Source organism: Nocardia sp. NPDC058176 (assembly GCF_042883805.1).
Classification (GTDB): Bacteria; Actinomycetota; Actinomycetes; order Mycobacteriales; family Mycobacteriaceae; genus Nocardia.
On the sequence record NZ_JBHVVA010000008.1, the window covers coordinates 86,126 to 100,758 of the forward strand.

13 protein-coding genes are annotated in these 14,633 nt (G+C 69.1%); 7 read left to right on the forward strand and 6 right to left on the reverse strand.

What is annotated here, in order from left to right; genetic code table 11:
* The first annotated feature begins 250 nt into the window (after positions 1-250).
* Positions 251-883: a response regulator transcription factor gene (locus ACFVVM_RS30110; RefSeq protein WP_302873938.1), complete on the forward strand. Its 633-nt coding sequence runs from the start codon at positions 251-253 to the stop codon at positions 881-883.
* Positions 884-887: 4 nt separating this feature from the next.
* On the opposite strand, the gene ACFVVM_RS30115 is transcribed toward ACFVVM_RS30110, so the two are convergent.
* The gene (locus ACFVVM_RS30115) at positions 888-1,667 is read right to left on the reverse strand and encodes a sigma 54 modulation/S30EA ribosomal C-terminal domain-containing protein (RefSeq protein WP_387625211.1); all 780 of its coding nucleotides are present in this window, start codon (positions 1,665-1,667) and stop codon (positions 888-890) included.
* A gap of 143 nt (positions 1,668-1,810) precedes the next feature.
* On the opposite strand from ACFVVM_RS30115, the gene ACFVVM_RS30120 reads away from it, so the two are divergent.
* Positions 1,811-3,637, forward strand: a complete 1,827-nt coding sequence (locus tag ACFVVM_RS30120; protein ID WP_387625213.1) for a GAF domain-containing protein — start codon at positions 1,811-1,813, stop codon at positions 3,635-3,637.
* Positions 3,638-3,640: 3 nt separating this feature from the next.
* On the opposite strand, the gene ACFVVM_RS30125 is transcribed toward ACFVVM_RS30120, so the two are convergent.
* Positions 3,641-4,834, reverse strand: coding sequence for a beta-ketoacyl synthase N-terminal-like domain-containing protein (locus ACFVVM_RS30125; RefSeq protein ID WP_387625215.1), 1,194 nt, complete (start codon positions 4,832-4,834; stop codon positions 3,641-3,643).
* Positions 4,835-4,918: 84 nt separating this feature from the next.
* Between ACFVVM_RS30125 and ACFVVM_RS30130 the strand changes: the two genes are divergently transcribed.
* The 3 genes from ACFVVM_RS30130 to ACFVVM_RS30140 are packed head-to-tail and all read left to right on the forward strand — an operon-like array spanning position 4,919 to position 8,962.
* Entirely contained in the window at positions 4,919-6,256 is a 1,338-nt protein-coding gene (locus ACFVVM_RS30130) for a diguanylate cyclase domain-containing protein (protein ID WP_387625218.1), read from the forward strand.
* A gap of 13 nt (positions 6,257-6,269) precedes the next feature.
* Positions 6,270-6,617, forward strand: a complete 348-nt coding sequence (locus ACFVVM_RS30135) for an antibiotic biosynthesis monooxygenase family protein (protein WP_387625220.1) — start codon at positions 6,270-6,272, stop codon at positions 6,615-6,617.
* Positions 6,618-6,661: 44 nt separating this feature from the next.
* Entirely contained in the window at positions 6,662-8,962 is a 2,301-nt protein-coding gene (locus ACFVVM_RS30140; protein ID WP_387625222.1) for a HelD family protein, read from the forward strand.
* Between the two features lie 72 nt (positions 8,963-9,034).
* On the opposite strand, the gene ACFVVM_RS30145 is transcribed toward ACFVVM_RS30140, so the two are convergent.
* Positions 9,035-9,487, reverse strand: coding sequence for a universal stress protein (locus tag ACFVVM_RS30145; protein ID WP_302873926.1), 453 nt, complete (start codon positions 9,485-9,487; stop codon positions 9,035-9,037).
* 286 nt (positions 9,488-9,773) lie between these two features.
* Positions 9,774-10,592 carry a DUF6597 domain-containing transcriptional factor gene (locus tag ACFVVM_RS30150; RefSeq protein WP_387625458.1) on the reverse strand — a complete coding sequence of 273 codons (819 nt, stop codon included), beginning with the start codon at positions 10,590-10,592 and terminating at the stop codon, positions 9,774-9,776.
* An 82-nt stretch (positions 10,593-10,674) separates the two neighbouring features.
* Here ACFVVM_RS30150 and ACFVVM_RS30155 point away from each other — a divergent pair, with 82 nt between their 5' ends.
* On the forward strand, positions 10,675-11,139 hold the full coding sequence (locus ACFVVM_RS30155; RefSeq protein WP_387625224.1) for a VOC family protein: 465 nt from the start codon (positions 10,675-10,677) through the stop codon (positions 11,137-11,139).
* 84 nt (positions 11,140-11,223) lie between these two features.
* Here ACFVVM_RS30155 and uvrB read toward each other — a convergent pair whose 3' ends face one another.
* Complete coding sequence (gene uvrB / locus ACFVVM_RS30160) at positions 11,224-13,407, reverse strand: excinuclease ABC subunit UvrB (RefSeq protein WP_387625226.1); 2,184 nt, start codon at positions 13,405-13,407, stop codon at positions 11,224-11,226.
* An 89-nt stretch (positions 13,408-13,496) separates the two neighbouring features.
* Here uvrB and ACFVVM_RS30165 point away from each other — a divergent pair, with 89 nt between their 5' ends.
* Positions 13,497-14,021: a DUF402 domain-containing protein gene (locus ACFVVM_RS30165; RefSeq protein ID WP_387625228.1), complete on the forward strand. Its 525-nt coding sequence runs from the start codon at positions 13,497-13,499 to the stop codon at positions 14,019-14,021.
* 65 nt (positions 14,022-14,086) lie between these two features.
* On the opposite strand, the gene ACFVVM_RS30170 is transcribed toward ACFVVM_RS30165, so the two are convergent.
* Complete coding sequence (locus ACFVVM_RS30170) at positions 14,087-14,518, reverse strand: hypothetical protein (RefSeq protein WP_387625230.1); 432 nt, start codon at positions 14,516-14,518, stop codon at positions 14,087-14,089.
* Positions 14,519-14,633 lie beyond the last annotated feature (115 nt).

Sequence of the window (14,633 nt, forward strand, 5' to 3'; positions counted from 1 at the left end):
TTTTTTGGGCGGGGGGGCCGCTTCGTTTCCGCCCCCCCGGGCGGCCCCTACTTTCTGCACTGTTTTTGTGACCCTTCGTCGCGTACGAAACGGCGCCTGATCGGCGGGACGGGCGCGAACCGCCGCTGTGCGGCGGACCCTCCTCGAGGTCGGGTCGTGGTGGTCGAGTTCGCGGTCTGCGTCCGGGATTTCGGGGTTCCGATTATGTTTGTCGTTGGGGTGGGGCGATTGACACGATGAAGGAGCCGACGTGCTCGAGGTGTTTCTGGTCGACGACCACGAGATCGTGCGGCGCGGGTTGATCGATCTGCTGGAAGGTGATCCTGAACTCACTGTGATCGGGCAGGCGGGCAGTGTCGCCGAGGCGATGGTGCTCATTCGGGAGGCCCGGCCCGATGTGGCGGTGCTCGATGTGCGGTTACCCGACGGCAACGGGATCGAGCTGTGCCGCAATCTGCTGGCCGAGTTCGACGACCTGCACTGCCTGATCCTGACCTCGTTCTCCGACGAGCACGCCATGCTCGACGCGATTCTGGCCGGGGCCAGCGGCTATGTGGTGAAGAACATCGACGGGATGCGGCTGGCGGACGCGATCAAACAGGTCGGCGCGGGGCACTCGCTGCTCGACACCAGGGCCGCCGACGCGCTGCGCGCCCGCCTGCGGCGCAGCGCGGAACCCTCCGGCGCGCTGGCCGGACTCACCGACCAGGAACGCCGGCTCCTCGAACTCCTCGGCGAGGGCCTGACCAACCGGCAGATCGCGGCGCGGATGTTCCTGGCCGAGAAGACGGTCAAGAACTACGTCTCCCGCCTCCTCGCCAAACTCGGCGTCGAACGCCGGACCCAGGCCGCGGTCCTGGCGACGAAACTCCGCGAGCCGTGAAGGCTCAGGACGGGACGACGATGGTGAGGTCGCCGTCGTAGCGGCGGTAGAGGAGGTTGCCGCGGCCGGTGTGGGTGTCGGTGAAGAACAGGTAGGGCAGCCCGCCGGTGCACAGCACGTCGGCGGCTTCGTCCTCGGCGTAGACGGGCGCGGCGTCGGGGGCCACGCGGACCGGCATCGCGCTGGCGGTCAGCGGCAGCTCGGCCGACTCTCCCGCCGCGGCGGTGTGGTGCTGGCGAGCCAGGCGAACGCCGTGCGGGTCGGCCCAGGTGACGATCGCGTCCTCACCGGTGTCGGAGTCGGTGAACAGGTAGGCGTCGTAGTCCATCGCGTCGAGCACGGTGCTGGCTTCCAGCGGGGTGCCGGTCATCAGCGCGCAGTCCTTGCGCCGGATGATCGGGCGGGTCTCGGTGACCCGCGACAGCGGGCGCCGCGCCGGGTCCGGCCAGGCGGCGCGCGCCTCCTTGCCCGCGCGGCGGGCGAGCTGACGGTCGAGCCGCTCGGCGGCGAAGGTGACGGCGAAGCCGCCCGGCCCGGTGACCTGCACGCGGGTGAGTGTGTCGTTGGTGCGGATGTTGGCCTGCACCAGGGTCGGCTCGTCGCAACCCTGCGGCGCGGTGACGCGCACGCGGGCCGGACTGTCGAGGTGATGCCTGCGCATGACGCGGGTGATGGCGCGAACCGCGCGGGTGACGTCCTGCGGTGGCACTTCGCCGCAGGTGGTCACCGCGAGCTCCGGGTCCGCGGCGGTCGTCCAGTGTTGGGTGCTCGACAACGAATTCATCACTTGCCCCACTTCTCGATCCCATTTCCCGGTGCCCTATGCCACCATCGGCAGCCCATGCCGGTGAAGGGCCGAAAGTCCCCTGATTGCGGACTAGACTTTGCGTTCGGTGGGTTCGGGGAGCACGGCGACGGGATACGGCGATGGCGAATGACGGTCGGAGTGACCGCTATTCGGTGGGCGGAACCGTGTCCCAGCAGCATCTGCGCGCCCTGCTGGGCGAAGTCGCGGACCGGGTCGAAGTGATGATCGGCTCGCGCGACCGGATGGACGGCCTGGTCGAGGCCATGCTCACCGTCACCGCCGGCCTGGATCTGGACGAGACGCTGCGCACCATCGTGCGCACCGCGATGAACCTGGTCGACGCCCGCTACGGGGCGCTGGCGGTGCGCGGTCATGATCAGCAGGTCGCGCAGTTCATCGACGAGGGCATGCCCGACCGGATCCGCGACCACATCGGGCGATTACCCGCGGGCCACGGCGTGCTGGGCGCGGTGTTCGCCGACAAGGCGCCGTTGCGGCTCGACGATCTGGCCCGGCACCCGTCCTCGGTCGGCTTTCCCGACGGACACCCGCCGATGCACTCGTTTCTCGGTGTGCCCGTGCGCATTCGCGACGAGGTGTTCGGCAGCCTGTATCTGACCGAGAAGTCCAACGGTCAGCCGTTCACCGAGGAGGACGAGGTCCTCGTCCTCGCGCTGGCGGCCGCGGCCGGCATCGCGGTCGACAACGCCCGCCTCTACGAGCAGGCGCGCACCAGACAGGCCTGGATCGAGGCGACCCGCGACATCGCGACCGAGTTCCTGGCCGGCACCGAATCCGATCGGGTGCTCGCCCACGTGGTCGATCACGCGCGCAAGCTGACCGGATCGCATCAGGCCTTCCTCGCCTCGGTGCCGGTCCCCGACGAACTGCCCGGCGAGATCACCGAATTGGTGATCACCCAGTGGACCGGTCCGGACGCTGGCCAGGACTGGCAGACCATCCCGATCGCGGGCACGGCACTGGGCGACGCGTTCAGCCGCCGCACCCCGCTGCGCTTCGACGACGTCTCCGCGGTGACCCTCGGCGTGGAGTTCCCCGACACCGAATCCCCCTGCGCCGGACCGGCCCTGGTGCTGCCGCTGTGCACCCCGGACGCCACCCTCGGAGTGCTGGTGACGATCCGACCGCCCGGTTTCGCCCCCTATTCCGACGAGATCCTCGAACTCACCGCCGCGTTCTGCGACCAGGCGGCGCTGGCGGTGCGACTGGCCGACGCGCAGCGCCGGATGCGCGAGCTCGACATCGTCGCCGACCGCGACCGCATCGCGCGCGACCTGCACGACCACGTGATCCAGCGCCTGTTCGCGATCGGCCTGACCGTACAGGCGACCCTGCCCAAAGCGGTGGTTCCCGAAGTGCGGCAACGACTGTCGACGACGATCATGGATCTGCAGGAGGTCGTCCAGGAGATCCGCACGTCCATCTTCGACCTGCACGCCAGCGGACCCGGCCACAGCGCGGGACTGCAGCAGCGCCTGGAGATGGCGATCCGCCGCCAGACCGCCGACATCGCCCTGCGCGCCACGATCCAGGTCTCGGGCCCGCTGTCGGTGCTCGATCCGCAGCTGGCCGATCACGCCGAGGCGGTGGTGCGCGAGGCGGTGAGCAACGCGGTGCGCCACTCCGGCGCCGACACGGTCGCGATCGTCATAGAAGTGGCCGATGATCTGACGATCACCGTGAGCGACAACGGGTGGGGCATTCCCAACCACGTCATCCGCAGCGGATTGCGCAATCTCGAGCAGCGCGCCCAGGAGTCGGGCGGGCACTTCGAGATCGGACCGTCGAGCCGCCCCGACGCCGAGGGCAATCAGCCGGAGATGCCGGGCACCCGGCTGCGCTGGGCGGTGCCGTTGCCACAGGATCAGCCGATCACCGGCGGATACGCCCTGGCCGGTGGACCCGACATCGGCGAGGGCGACTGAGGCTCAGGCCCCGGCGAGCACGACGGCGGCATTGTTGCCGCCCATGCCCATCGACAGTTTCACGGTGGGACCGTCGATGATCGGCGCCGACCCGTCGAGCAGTCGCGGGTGGGCGGGCGCGACGGTCGGCGCCGAGATCGCGAGGCCGCGCTCGTAGGACAGGGCGATGGCGGCGACCTCGACCGCCGCGGAGGCGCCCTGGCAGTGCCCCAGCAGCGGCTTGAGCGCGGTGATCACGGGACGGTCGGCGAACACCGTGGTCAGCACGTCGCGTTCGGCGGCGTCGCACTGGCGGGTACCGGTGCCGTGCGCGTTGACGTAGGCGACCTCGGCGGCGTCGACCCCGGCGGTGGACAGCGCGCGGCGCACACAATCGATGACGTGGGTGTGGGTGGGCTCGATCGAGACCACGTGGTGGGCGTCGTTGGTCATCGCCCCGCCCAGCAGCCTGGCGTAGGGCGCTTCGACCGCGTCGGTGAGCAGGAAGGCCGCCGATGCCTCGGCGATCGTGAAGCCGAGGCTGCCCTCCTGGAAGGGGCGACAGGCCGTGAAGGGGTCGGCGTCGGCGACGGCGGCACCCATCCGGACGAAATGGTCGAGCATCTCGGGGGTGGCGGAGATGTCGGTGGTCACGCACAGCACGTCGTCGACCACTCCCAGGTCGCGCCACATCTTCGCGGTCAGCAGGGCGGCACTGCCCGAACTGCACGCCGCCGAGACGTTCATCGAGAGCCCGTGGAAGCCGAATTCCTGCTGTACCACCGAGATCGGCGTCGAGTGCAGCAGCGGCAGATAGCCGCGGGGACGGCGGTGGCCGTGATCGAGGAGATAGAAATCACGCCAATCGGCCACATCGCCCAGGGTGATCCCGTGCACCAGACCGACGGTGCGGCCCGCCTGGCGCCAGCCGCGCGCGGTCGCGTCGGCGACGGCTTCGGCGGCCGCGGCGAACACGGCGCGCCCGAACAGGCCGGTACCGTACACCGGATCGCCGCCGTCCGGAACGCGGCCGACCCACGCGTGCTGATCGCGTTCCGGGCCGTAACCGGGGTACAAACGGGCGGCGGGTTTCCCCGTCAGTAACCCCTGCCACAGGCGTTCACGGCCCCAGCCGTAACCGGACACGACACCGATGCCGCCGATCGACATAGAATCGAAGCGGTGGGCCATGTCGCCGGGAAGCACGTCCGCTGTCACATCGCTCCTCGCGGATCTCATCAGGGCTCACCACCATAGTCCTGTGCATCGTCATCACACCAGGCCGAGATCGGGGGTATCGCAGTGGGAGAACGCATCACCGACGCGGCGAGCGCCGAACAGCTCGCGCAGCGGTACCGCTCGCTGGTCGAACACACCCCCGACGCGATCTGCGTGCACGAGTCGGGCACCGTCGTCTACGTCAACCCGGCCATGGTGCGCCTGCTGGGGGCCCGATCGGCCGATGACCTGCTCGGATTGTCCATCACGATGTTCGTTCATCCCGATTCGATCCCGCCGATGCTGGCCCGGATCGAGCAGCTGACGACCGAGGGCTCGGCCTCCCCACCCACCGACATGGACCTCGTCCGGATCGACGGACGCACCGTCCCCGTGCAGACCGTGTCGGTTCTCACAGTGTGGCAGGGCGAACTCGCCTATCAGGTGGTCGTGCACGATCTCACCGCCCAGCGGGCCGCGGAGGCCTCGGCGCGGCGGGCGGAATCGCATTTCACGACGGTGGTCTCACAGCTGGAGGAGGGCGTGCTCGTCGTCGATCGGCGCGGGCGGCTGGAATCGATCAACCCGGCGGGCCGGCGGATTCTCGGCATCGACGACGCCGACCCGGTGATCGGCAGGCACTTCGACGAACTCCCGGCCACGATGATCGACCGCGACGGCGCGCCGCTGCCCGGCGACCAGCATCCGATGGCGCGCACGCTGGCCACCGGCGAGGTGGTCACCCAGTACGTCTTCGGCGTGGAGCGCGCCGACGGGCAGCTGGTGTGGCTCTCGTGCAACTGCCGGCTGCTCAATCCCGACAGCCCGGACTCCTCGGGGGTGTCCTCCTTCGCCGACATCACCGAATTCCGGGACAGCCGCCGCCAGCTCGAATACCAGGCCACCCACGACGCGCTGACCGGGCTGGCCAATCGCTCGCTGATCCTGTCGCAGCTCTCGACCGCGCTGGCCGACGAGGGCGGCACCATGGTCACCACGGTGCTGTTCATCGATCTCGACGGCTTCAAGGCGATCAACGACACCCTCGGCCACGCCATCGGCGACACCGTGCTGCAGATCGTGGCCCAGCGGCTGCAGCGCGCGCTGCGGGCCGAGGATCTGGTCGGCCGGCTCGGCGGTGACGAGTTCCTGGTCCTGCTGGCCGGTCATCCGCAGCGCGCCGACCTGCCCGCGCTGGTGGAACGGCTGCGCGTGACGATGTCGGAGCCGATCATCGCCCACGGCCACCGGCTCGAGGTGAGCGCCTCGATCGGCATCACCGAACTCGGTCCGCACGAACGGCGCACCCCCGAGGCCGTGCTGCACGACGCCGACCTGGCCATGTACCGCGACAAGCCGTCCGGTCATCGTGAGCTCGGTCTCGGTCAGAATCGACGCTCGAACAACACCCACGCCTCCTGACAGACTGATCGGCGTGATCGTCGAACACGCGCTGCTGCCCGTTCGCCCCGGCCTCGCCGACGCCTTCGAGGCGGCCTTCGCCGAGGCGTATCCGATCATCGCCGCCATGCCCGGCTTCGGCGGGCTGTCGCTGTCGCGGTGTGTCGAGCGGCCCGACAGCTATCTGCTGCTGGTGCGCTGGGAGCGGCTCACCGATCACACCGAGGGTTTCCGCGGCTCGCCGGAATACCAGCGCTGGCGGGCGCTGTTGCACCACTTCTACGAGCCGTTCCCGGTGGTCGAGCACTTCGCGCCGGTCCTCGGCGACGAGGTCTTCCCCGCTTCGGCCGCGGTCGCTACGAGTGCGCCCGCGGACAAGTAGACTCGACAACTCTGTTCTCAACGCGGTGACAAAGGAGTCCTGTTTTGCCCGACCGCCTCGCCGAAGACCGCGCCACCGCCGAGCCGGACGCGCGCAGCCGCGAGATCGAACAGGAGCAGCAGTACCTCTCGGTGCTCTACGACCGGCTCGACGGCATGCGCGACTACGCGCAGACCCGGCTCAAGACCGTGCTGCTGGAATCCGGCGGCACCCCGCAGGCGCGCAGTGAACGCGAGTCGTTCACCGCGCTCTACAGCGAGGACCTGGCCAAGTACGACGCCGCCGAGCACGGGCTGTGCTTCGGCCGCATCGACCTGGCCGCCGCCGAGGAGCAGCCGCGCTACATCGGCCGTCTCGGCATCCTCGACGAGGACAACGACTACGAGCCGCTGCTGCTGGACTGGCGCGCGCCGCTGGCCCGCCCGTTCTACCTGGCCACCACCGCCAATCCCGAGGACGTCACGCGGCGGCGCCACATCCGTTCCCGCAATCGCGCGGTCACCGCGATCAACGACGAATACCTGGATCTGACCACCGCCGAGCGCGACGGCGCGATCGGCACCGACGACGGCGTCGGCGGCGAGAGCGCGCTGCTGGCGGCACTCAACGCCGCCCGCACCGGGCACATGAACGACATCGTCGAGACCATCCAGAGCGAGCAGGACGCGATCATCCGCTCCGAGCACAAGAGCGTGCTGGTGGTCCAGGGCGGTCCCGGCACCGGCAAGACCGCGGTCGCGCTGCACCGGGCGGCCTACCTGCTCTACACCTACCGCCAGCAGCTGGCCAAGAGCGGCGTGCTGATCATCGGCCCCAACGCCACCTTCCTCGACTACATCGGGCAGGTGCTGCCCTCGCTCGGTGAGACCGGCGTGCTGCTGTCGACCATCGGCGACCTGTATCCCGGTGTGAAGGCGGTGCGCGAGGACTCGCTGCGCGCCGGGGAGATCAAGGGCTCCCTCGACATGCTCGAGGTCCTCAAGCAGGCCGTGCGCGACCGCCAGGAGGTGCCCGCCGAGCCGGTGCGCCTGAGCTTCGACGGATACCCGGTGACGCTGGACCGCAAGATCGCGACCAAGGCACGCGGCCGGGCCCGCTCCTCGCGCCGCCCGCACAATCTGGCGCGCCCGATCTTCGCGTCCTCGGTGATCGACGCGCTCACCGATCAGCTGGCCGCGACCATGGGCGCCGACCTGTCCGGCGGGACGAGCCTGCTCAGCTCGGCCGATCTCAGCGAGATCGGCGACGAGATGCGCGCCGACCCGCAGGTGCAGGCCGCGATCAGCGCGCTGTGGCCGATCCTGTCCCCGCAGGAGGTGCTGGCCGACCTGCTCGCCGACCCCGCCCGCCTCGACCGCGCGGCCAAGACGCTGAGCCCGCAGGACCGCGCCGAGCTCGTGCGCTCCGACGACGGCACCTTCGCCGCCGCCGACGCCCCGCTGCTCGACGAGCTGGCCGAACTCCTCGGCGTCGACGACACCGAGGAGCGCGAGCGATCCCGTCGCCGCTGGCGCGCCCAGCTCGCCGAGGCCCAGGACGCGCTCGACATCCTCACCGGTTCGGCGCCCCAGGACATCGAGGACGAACTCGATCCCGAGATCCTGATGGCCTACGACCTGATCGACGCCTCCCAGCTGGCCCAGCGCCAGGAATTCGGCAACCGGCAGACCACCGCCGAACGCGCCGCGGGCGACCGCACCTGGACCTACGGCCACGTGATCGTCGACGAGGCGCAGGAGCTCTCCGAGATGGCGTGGCGGATGGTGATGCGGCGCATCCCCAATCGCTGGGTGACCGTCGTCGGCGATGTCGCCCAGACCGGTGATCCCGCGGGTGCCTCGTCCTGGCAGCGGGTGCTGGAACCCTATGTGGCACAACGCTGGAAGCTCACCGAGCTCACCGTGAACTACCGCACGCCCGCCGAGATCATGGCCGTCGCCGCCGACGTCCTCGCCGCCATCGACCCCGGGGTCAAGGTGCCGCGCTCGGTGCGCGAGACCGGCAATCCGCCCCGGGCGCACCGGGTTCGGCCCGACCAGGTCGCCGGCGAGCTGGCCCGGCTCCTGGACGCCGAGCACGGTCCAGGCACGAGCGCGGTCCTGGCGCCCGCGGCCCTGGTGCCGGATCTGTCGGCCCTGGCCGGTGAATCGGTGCAGGTCCTGACCGTCCACGACGCGAAGGGGCTGGAATTCGACCGCGTCTACCTGGTCGACCCGCACACCATCCTCACCGAGTCACCCCGCGGGCTCAACGACCTCTACGTGGCGCTGACCCGAGCCACCCAGCGCCTCGCGGTCGTGCATACCGCGCCACTCCCGGAGGTCCTCGCCGCACTGGAGGCGTGATCATCGCGCGAACGGGTCCACAACGACAAAGCGCCGACGTCCTGGCGGGCGTCGGCGCTTTGTCTGTGTCGATTATCGGACGGTGTGCACGATCAGCACGTCCGAGCGGGACTTGCGGGCCACGTCCGAGGGGACGGAGCCGAGCAAGCGCCCGGTGAGGGTGTTCAGGCCCCGGTTACCGACGACGAGCAGATCGGCCTTGGTCTCCTTGACCAGGTCGAGCAGCGAATCGACCGGCTCACCGACGATGGCCCGGTCGACGATGTTCTTGGCGCCCGCGGCCACGGCCTTCTCCCGCGCCACGTGCAGGATCTCGTTGGTCGGGGCCGAGCCACGAACCTGGTAGGCCTCGTCCTTGAGCACATCGGCCGCGGCGGCGACATCGCGGTCATCGGTCGGGAAGTAGGCGCAGGCCAGCACGAGAGTCGCGTCCGCGTCGCCGGCGAGCGCCGCGGCCTTCTCCACTGCGACGTACGACGAGTCCGAGCCATCAGTACCGACGACAATGGTCCGGTAGGCGGTCATCTCTCCTCCAACTTGGTCGGTGCCAGCACCGAGCCACCCGGGAATCGAGCGTCAGCGCGGCAATTGGGTCGACCCTAACGCCAAAACAGGCCGATTTATCAGAAATCGCAACAGATCACACCGGGAGTGTTGGCGGGAATTGTCGCGTCGACCGTGGTCGAGGCGACAACAGTACAAGTCCACCTGGGGCGATCGAACCGAGCGTCGATGAAACTGTGGTCTATCACAACACAATCAATGCCGCTGCGGGGCTGGGATTTTCGTCACAACGCCAGGTCGATCGGGGTCATCGCGACCGGCGGGCGTATTCGGTCGGCGACATCCCGATTTCGGCGACGAACTCGCGGCAGAAATGGGCCTGGTCGAAATAACCGAGATCGGCGGCGAGCACGGCCAGATCCGGTGCGCCGCCGTGGGCGAGCCGGTCGGCGGCGTCCTGTAACCGGAATCGGCACAGCACCCACTTCGGGCCCGCGCCCACATAGCGACGGAACAGGCGCTGCAGGGTCCGGATGGGGATCGCGAACCGCTCGGTGACCTGATCGACCCTCGTCAGGCTCGCGTCGGAGGACATCGCGCGCACGATCGCGGCCACCTGCGCGTACTGCGGATCGTCACCGCGACCCCGCCCGGCGAAGAAGGACTCGACGAGCACCCGGCGCCGGTCGTCGTCGGGTTCGGCCAGCACGCGCTCGGCCAGCCCTGCCGCGTCGGGCAGCAGCTGGGTCAGCGGGGCCGAATCATCGCGCAGGGTGCCCACGTCGGTGCCGGTGAACGCGCCGAATCCGCCCGGACTGAACCGCAGGCCGAAGGTCTCCCCCTCCCCACTGAGCTCACGCACGTACTTCGTCGTGCACACACCGGTGACGAAACCCCCGGTGCGCAGGGTGCTGCGCTCGAAGGTGAGATTCACGCAGGGAAACGACAGGATCTCGGCCCGATAGTCGGGCCTGCCGCGCAGATCCCAGCGCACCACCCAGTACCAGTCGGCGAATTCGGCCAGTGCGGGCCCGACCGGCAACCGGTTCAGCGTGCGGTGCCTGGCCTGCTCGCCCGGATGCAGAATGCCCTTCACGTCACTGGGATCCGGCGGTTCACCCGGCATGGGCACGGGCCGCCGATCCGCCGATCCGGATCTGTCGCGTTCTTACAAGACCGGCCCGCCCGCGCCGAGCAGGATCGAACACATGACCGAATCCGTCGCGCCCGTTCCCGAGGGCTACCACTCCATCACCTGCTTCCTCGCCGTGCCCGATGGCAACGCCGCCATCGACTTCTACACCGCGGTCTTCGACGCGAAGCTCCTCAGCCGCGCCGACCTGCCCGACGGGCAGCCCGCACACGCCGAACTGCTCATCGGCGACTCCACCCTGCAGCTGGGAATGCCGATCCCCGACAACAACGTTCGCGCCCCCGAAGGCTGGGTACACACCTCGATCGTGCACTACTGCCCCGACGTCGACACGGTGGTCGCCCGCGCGATCGCCCACGGCGCCCGCAGTGCCGAGGAACCCCAGACCTTCGTCACCGGTGACCGCTACGGCGTGGTGGTCGACCCGTTCGGCCACCGCTGGGCCGTGATGACCCGGGTCGAGGACGTCTCCCGCGAGGAAGCCGACCGCCGCGTCGCCGAGTGGATGCAGCAGCAGTAGTTCTGGCGGCCGGCGCCGCGGGTTCTTCGGCGGTGCGAAGCGGCCGAGAACCCGTGGCGGTCGGGTTGCCGGTGTCATGGCCGATCAGCTCAGCCCGGCGGCGTCCATGCCGCGTAGTTCCTTCTTCAAGTCGGCGATCTCGTCGCGGAGGCGGCCCGCCAGTTCGAATTGCAGTTCGCGGGCCGCGTTCATCATCTGCGCGGTGAGTTCCTTGACCAGGTCGGCCAGTTCGGCGCGCGGCATGGACTTCACATCGCGTTCGGCGTAGATGCCCGCGCTGACGGCACGGCCGGGCTCGCCCTGGGCGCGGCGGCCGCGGCTGACGTTGCGGCCCGAACCGCCGACGGCCACCTCGTCGTCGGCCTCCAGATAGACCTGGTCGAGGATGTCGGCGATCTTCTTGCGCAGCGGCTGCGGATCGATGCCGTTGGCCTCGTTGTAGGCGACCTGCTTGGCGCGGCGGCGATCGGTCTCCTCGATGGCGTGCTGCATCGAGTCGGTGATCTTGTCGGCGTACATGTGCACTTCACCGGAGACGTTGCGCGCCGCGCGGCCGATGGTCTGGATGAGGCTGGTGCTCGACCGCAGGAAGCCTTCCTTGTCGGCATCCAGGATCGCCACCAGCGACACCTCGGGCAGGTCGAGGCCCTCGCGCAGCAGGTTGATGCCGACCAGGACGTCGTAGTCGCCCAGGCGCAGCTGCCGCAGCAATTCCACCCGGCGCAGGGTGTCGATCTCCGAGTGCAGGTAGCGCACCCGCACCCCGAGCCCGAGCAGGTAGTCGGTGAGGTCCTCGGCCATCTTCTTGGTCAGCGTGGTGACCAGCACGCGCTCGTCGCGGTCGGTGCGCCCGCGGATCTCGTGCACCAGATCGTCGATCTGGCCCTTGGTCGGCTTCACCACCACCTGCGGGTCGACCAGACCGGTCGGGCGGATCACCTGCTCGACGACCTCACCGCCGACCTGGCCCAGTTCGTACGGGCCCGGCGTCGCGGACAGATACACCGCCTGGCCGATCCGGTCGGCGAACTCCTCCCAGGTCAGCGGGCGGTTGTCCACCGCCGACGGCAGCCGGAAGCCGAACTCCACCAGATTGCGCTTGCGCGACATGTCGCCCTCGTACATACCGCCGATCTGCGGCACGGTGACGTGCGATTCGTCGATCACCAGCAGGAAATCGTCGGGGAAGTAATCGAGCAGGGTGGCCGGCGCCGATCCGGCGGGGCGGCCGTCGATGTGGCGCGAGTAGTTCTCGATGCCGGAGCAGAACCCGACCTGGCGGATCATCTCCAGGTCGTATTCGGTGCGCATGCGCAACCGCTGTGCCTCGAGCAGCTTGCCCTGGCGTTCCAGTTCGGCCAGGCGGGTGGCCAGTTCGGCCTCGATGTCGGTGACCGCGCGTTCCATCCGCTCCGGACCGGCCACGTAGTGGGTGGCCGGGAAGATGCGCAGCGAATCGACCTTGCGCACCACGTCACCGGTGAGCGGGTGCAGGTAGTAGAGCTCCTCGACCTCGTCACCGAAGAACTCGATGCGCACCGCGAGCTCCTCGTAGGACGGGATGATCTCGACGGTGTCGCCGCGCACCCGGAACGAACCGCGGGTGAAGGCCATGTCGTTGCGGGTGTACTGCACGTCGACGAGCAGGCGCAGCAGCGCGTCGCGGTCGATCTGGGTGCCGACCTCGAGCTGCACCGAGCGGTCCAGGTACGACTGCGGCGTGCCGAGGCCGTAGATGCACGAGACCGACGCGACGACCACCACATCGCGGCGCGAGAGCAGGCTCGAGGTGGCCGAGTGCCGCAGCCGCTCGACATCGTCGTTGATCGAGCTGTCCTTCTCGATGTAGGTATCGGTCTGGGCGATGTAGGCCTCGGGCTGGTAGTAGTCGTAGTACGAGACGAAGTATTCGACCGCGTTGTGCGGGAGCATCTCGCGCAGTTCGTTGGCCAGCTGGGCGGCGAGAGTCTTGTTCGGTGCCATCACCAGCGTGGGCCGCTGCAGTTTCTCGATCAACCAGGCCGTGGTTGCCGATTTACCGGTACCGGTGGCGCCGAGCAGGACCACGTCCTTCTCACCCGCGGTGATCCGGCGTTCCAGCTCGGTGATGGCGGCGGGCTGGTCACCGGCCGGTGAATGCTCGCTGACCACCTCGAACTGCCCACCGGCGCGCGCGATGGTGCCGACCGGGCGATGCTCGGAATGAGCCAGCGGGGTGCTGCCCCGCTCCTCGTACCCTTCGGCCGGGATCTCGGTTGCGAATGCCATGGGACCAGACTAGGCCGCACCACCGACAGGTTCGCCGGATCGTTTCGCGACCGGGCGATCGCCACCGGGCGCCGGTAGATTCTGCGGCTATGACCCAGGCATCCACCGTGCACGTGCACCCACCCAAGGTCGAGTACTTCGACATCGCGGCGCAGACGAACACCGATCCGAAGGGGTTCGTGCGGCCGGTGGAGGTCTACCGGGAGGAGCCGTGGGGGCTCTACATGGGCCGCCACTCCGATCATCGGAGCTTCCACTACCTGGAGTCCTGGGTGGTGCCCGAGTTGTCGCTGCGTGCCTCGAAGCTCCATTACAACCCGGGCATCGATCAGTGGCAGGACGTCTACGTCGACGTCGGCGAGTTCACCAGGGACTCGCCCACGCTGTGGCGTTCGGTCGACCACTACCTCGACCTGCTGGTGCGCACCGGCCGGGACGTGCGCCTGGTCGACATCGACGAACTGCTGGTCGCGCACGCCGACGGCCTTCTCGACACCGCGCAGTCCCAGGCCGCGATCGAGCACGCCACCGCCGCGGTCGACGGGATCGCCGCCAACGGCTATTCGATCGAGCGCTGGCTGGCGACCCGCGGCATGACGTTGACCTGGCGCTGAAACGACGAGACCGTCCGCACCCCGGTCGGGGCGCGGACGGTCGGTAGCTCGGGCGTCGGTGTGACTCAGCCCGCCGACAGGCTGGGGATCAGCCCGCCGAGGCCGCCGCCGCAGCCCGCGCTGCCGGTATTGGCCGCCTCGGCCACGGTGACCGTGATCGAGTCGCTGATCAGCAGCTGACGCGCCTCGAGCTTGTGCTGGCCCGCGGTGGTCGGCTTCCAGTCGATGCTCACGGTGCCCGACAGCAGCGAGGGCGAGACCGGGCTGCCCGGGATGTCCTTGCCGTTGTCGGTGAACTTCACCGAGGTCAGCCGGTCGACCTCGACGCTGGCGGTCAGCTTGTAGCTGCAGCCGACCTTGTGATCGGTGCCGGCGACATTGAGGTTTCCGACCCAGGCCGAGGCCTGCGGGGCGGCCAGCACGAGGCTGACGGCGACGGCGCCGATGGCGGTGATGCCGAAGCCCGCACGGCCGAGCTGACGGTGATGTGTTGTCATACGCGCTACAACTTCCCTGTGAACCGAGTCACCTTGTGGTGACCCGCCACAATGTACCCAGCGCGCGTGCCCGTCCGGCCAATTTCCGAAACATTGATGTTTAACAGATCGGCAT

What these genes read in the sequence shown, in the direction of transcription:
- ACFVVM_RS30155 (WP_387625224.1), top strand. Translation starts at nt 10,675, where the DNA reads ATGACCGAATCCGTCGCGCCCGTTCCCGAGGGCTACCACTCCATCACC.
- uvrB (WP_387625226.1), bottom strand. Translation starts at nt 13,407, where the DNA reads ATGGCATTCGCAACCGAGATCCCGGCCGAAGGGTACGAGGAGCGGGGC.
- ACFVVM_RS30150 (WP_387625458.1), bottom strand. Translation starts at nt 10,592, where the DNA reads ATGCCGGGTGAACCGCCGGATCCCAGTGACGTGAAGGGCATTCTGCAT.
- ACFVVM_RS30170 (WP_387625230.1), bottom strand. Translation starts at nt 14,518, where the DNA reads ATGACAACACATCACCGTCAGCTCGGCCGTGCGGGCTTCGGCATCACC.
- ACFVVM_RS30165 (WP_387625228.1), top strand. Translation starts at nt 13,497, where the DNA reads ATGACCCAGGCATCCACCGTGCACGTGCACCCACCCAAGGTCGAGTAC.
- ACFVVM_RS30115 (WP_387625211.1), bottom strand. Translation starts at nt 1,667, where the DNA reads ATGAATTCGTTGTCGAGCACCCAACACTGGACGACCGCCGCGGACCCG.
- ACFVVM_RS30120 (WP_387625213.1), top strand. Translation starts at nt 1,811, where the DNA reads ATGGCGAATGACGGTCGGAGTGACCGCTATTCGGTGGGCGGAACCGTG.
- ACFVVM_RS30145 (WP_302873926.1), bottom strand. Translation starts at nt 9,487, where the DNA reads ATGACCGCCTACCGGACCATTGTCGTCGGTACTGATGGCTCGGACTCG.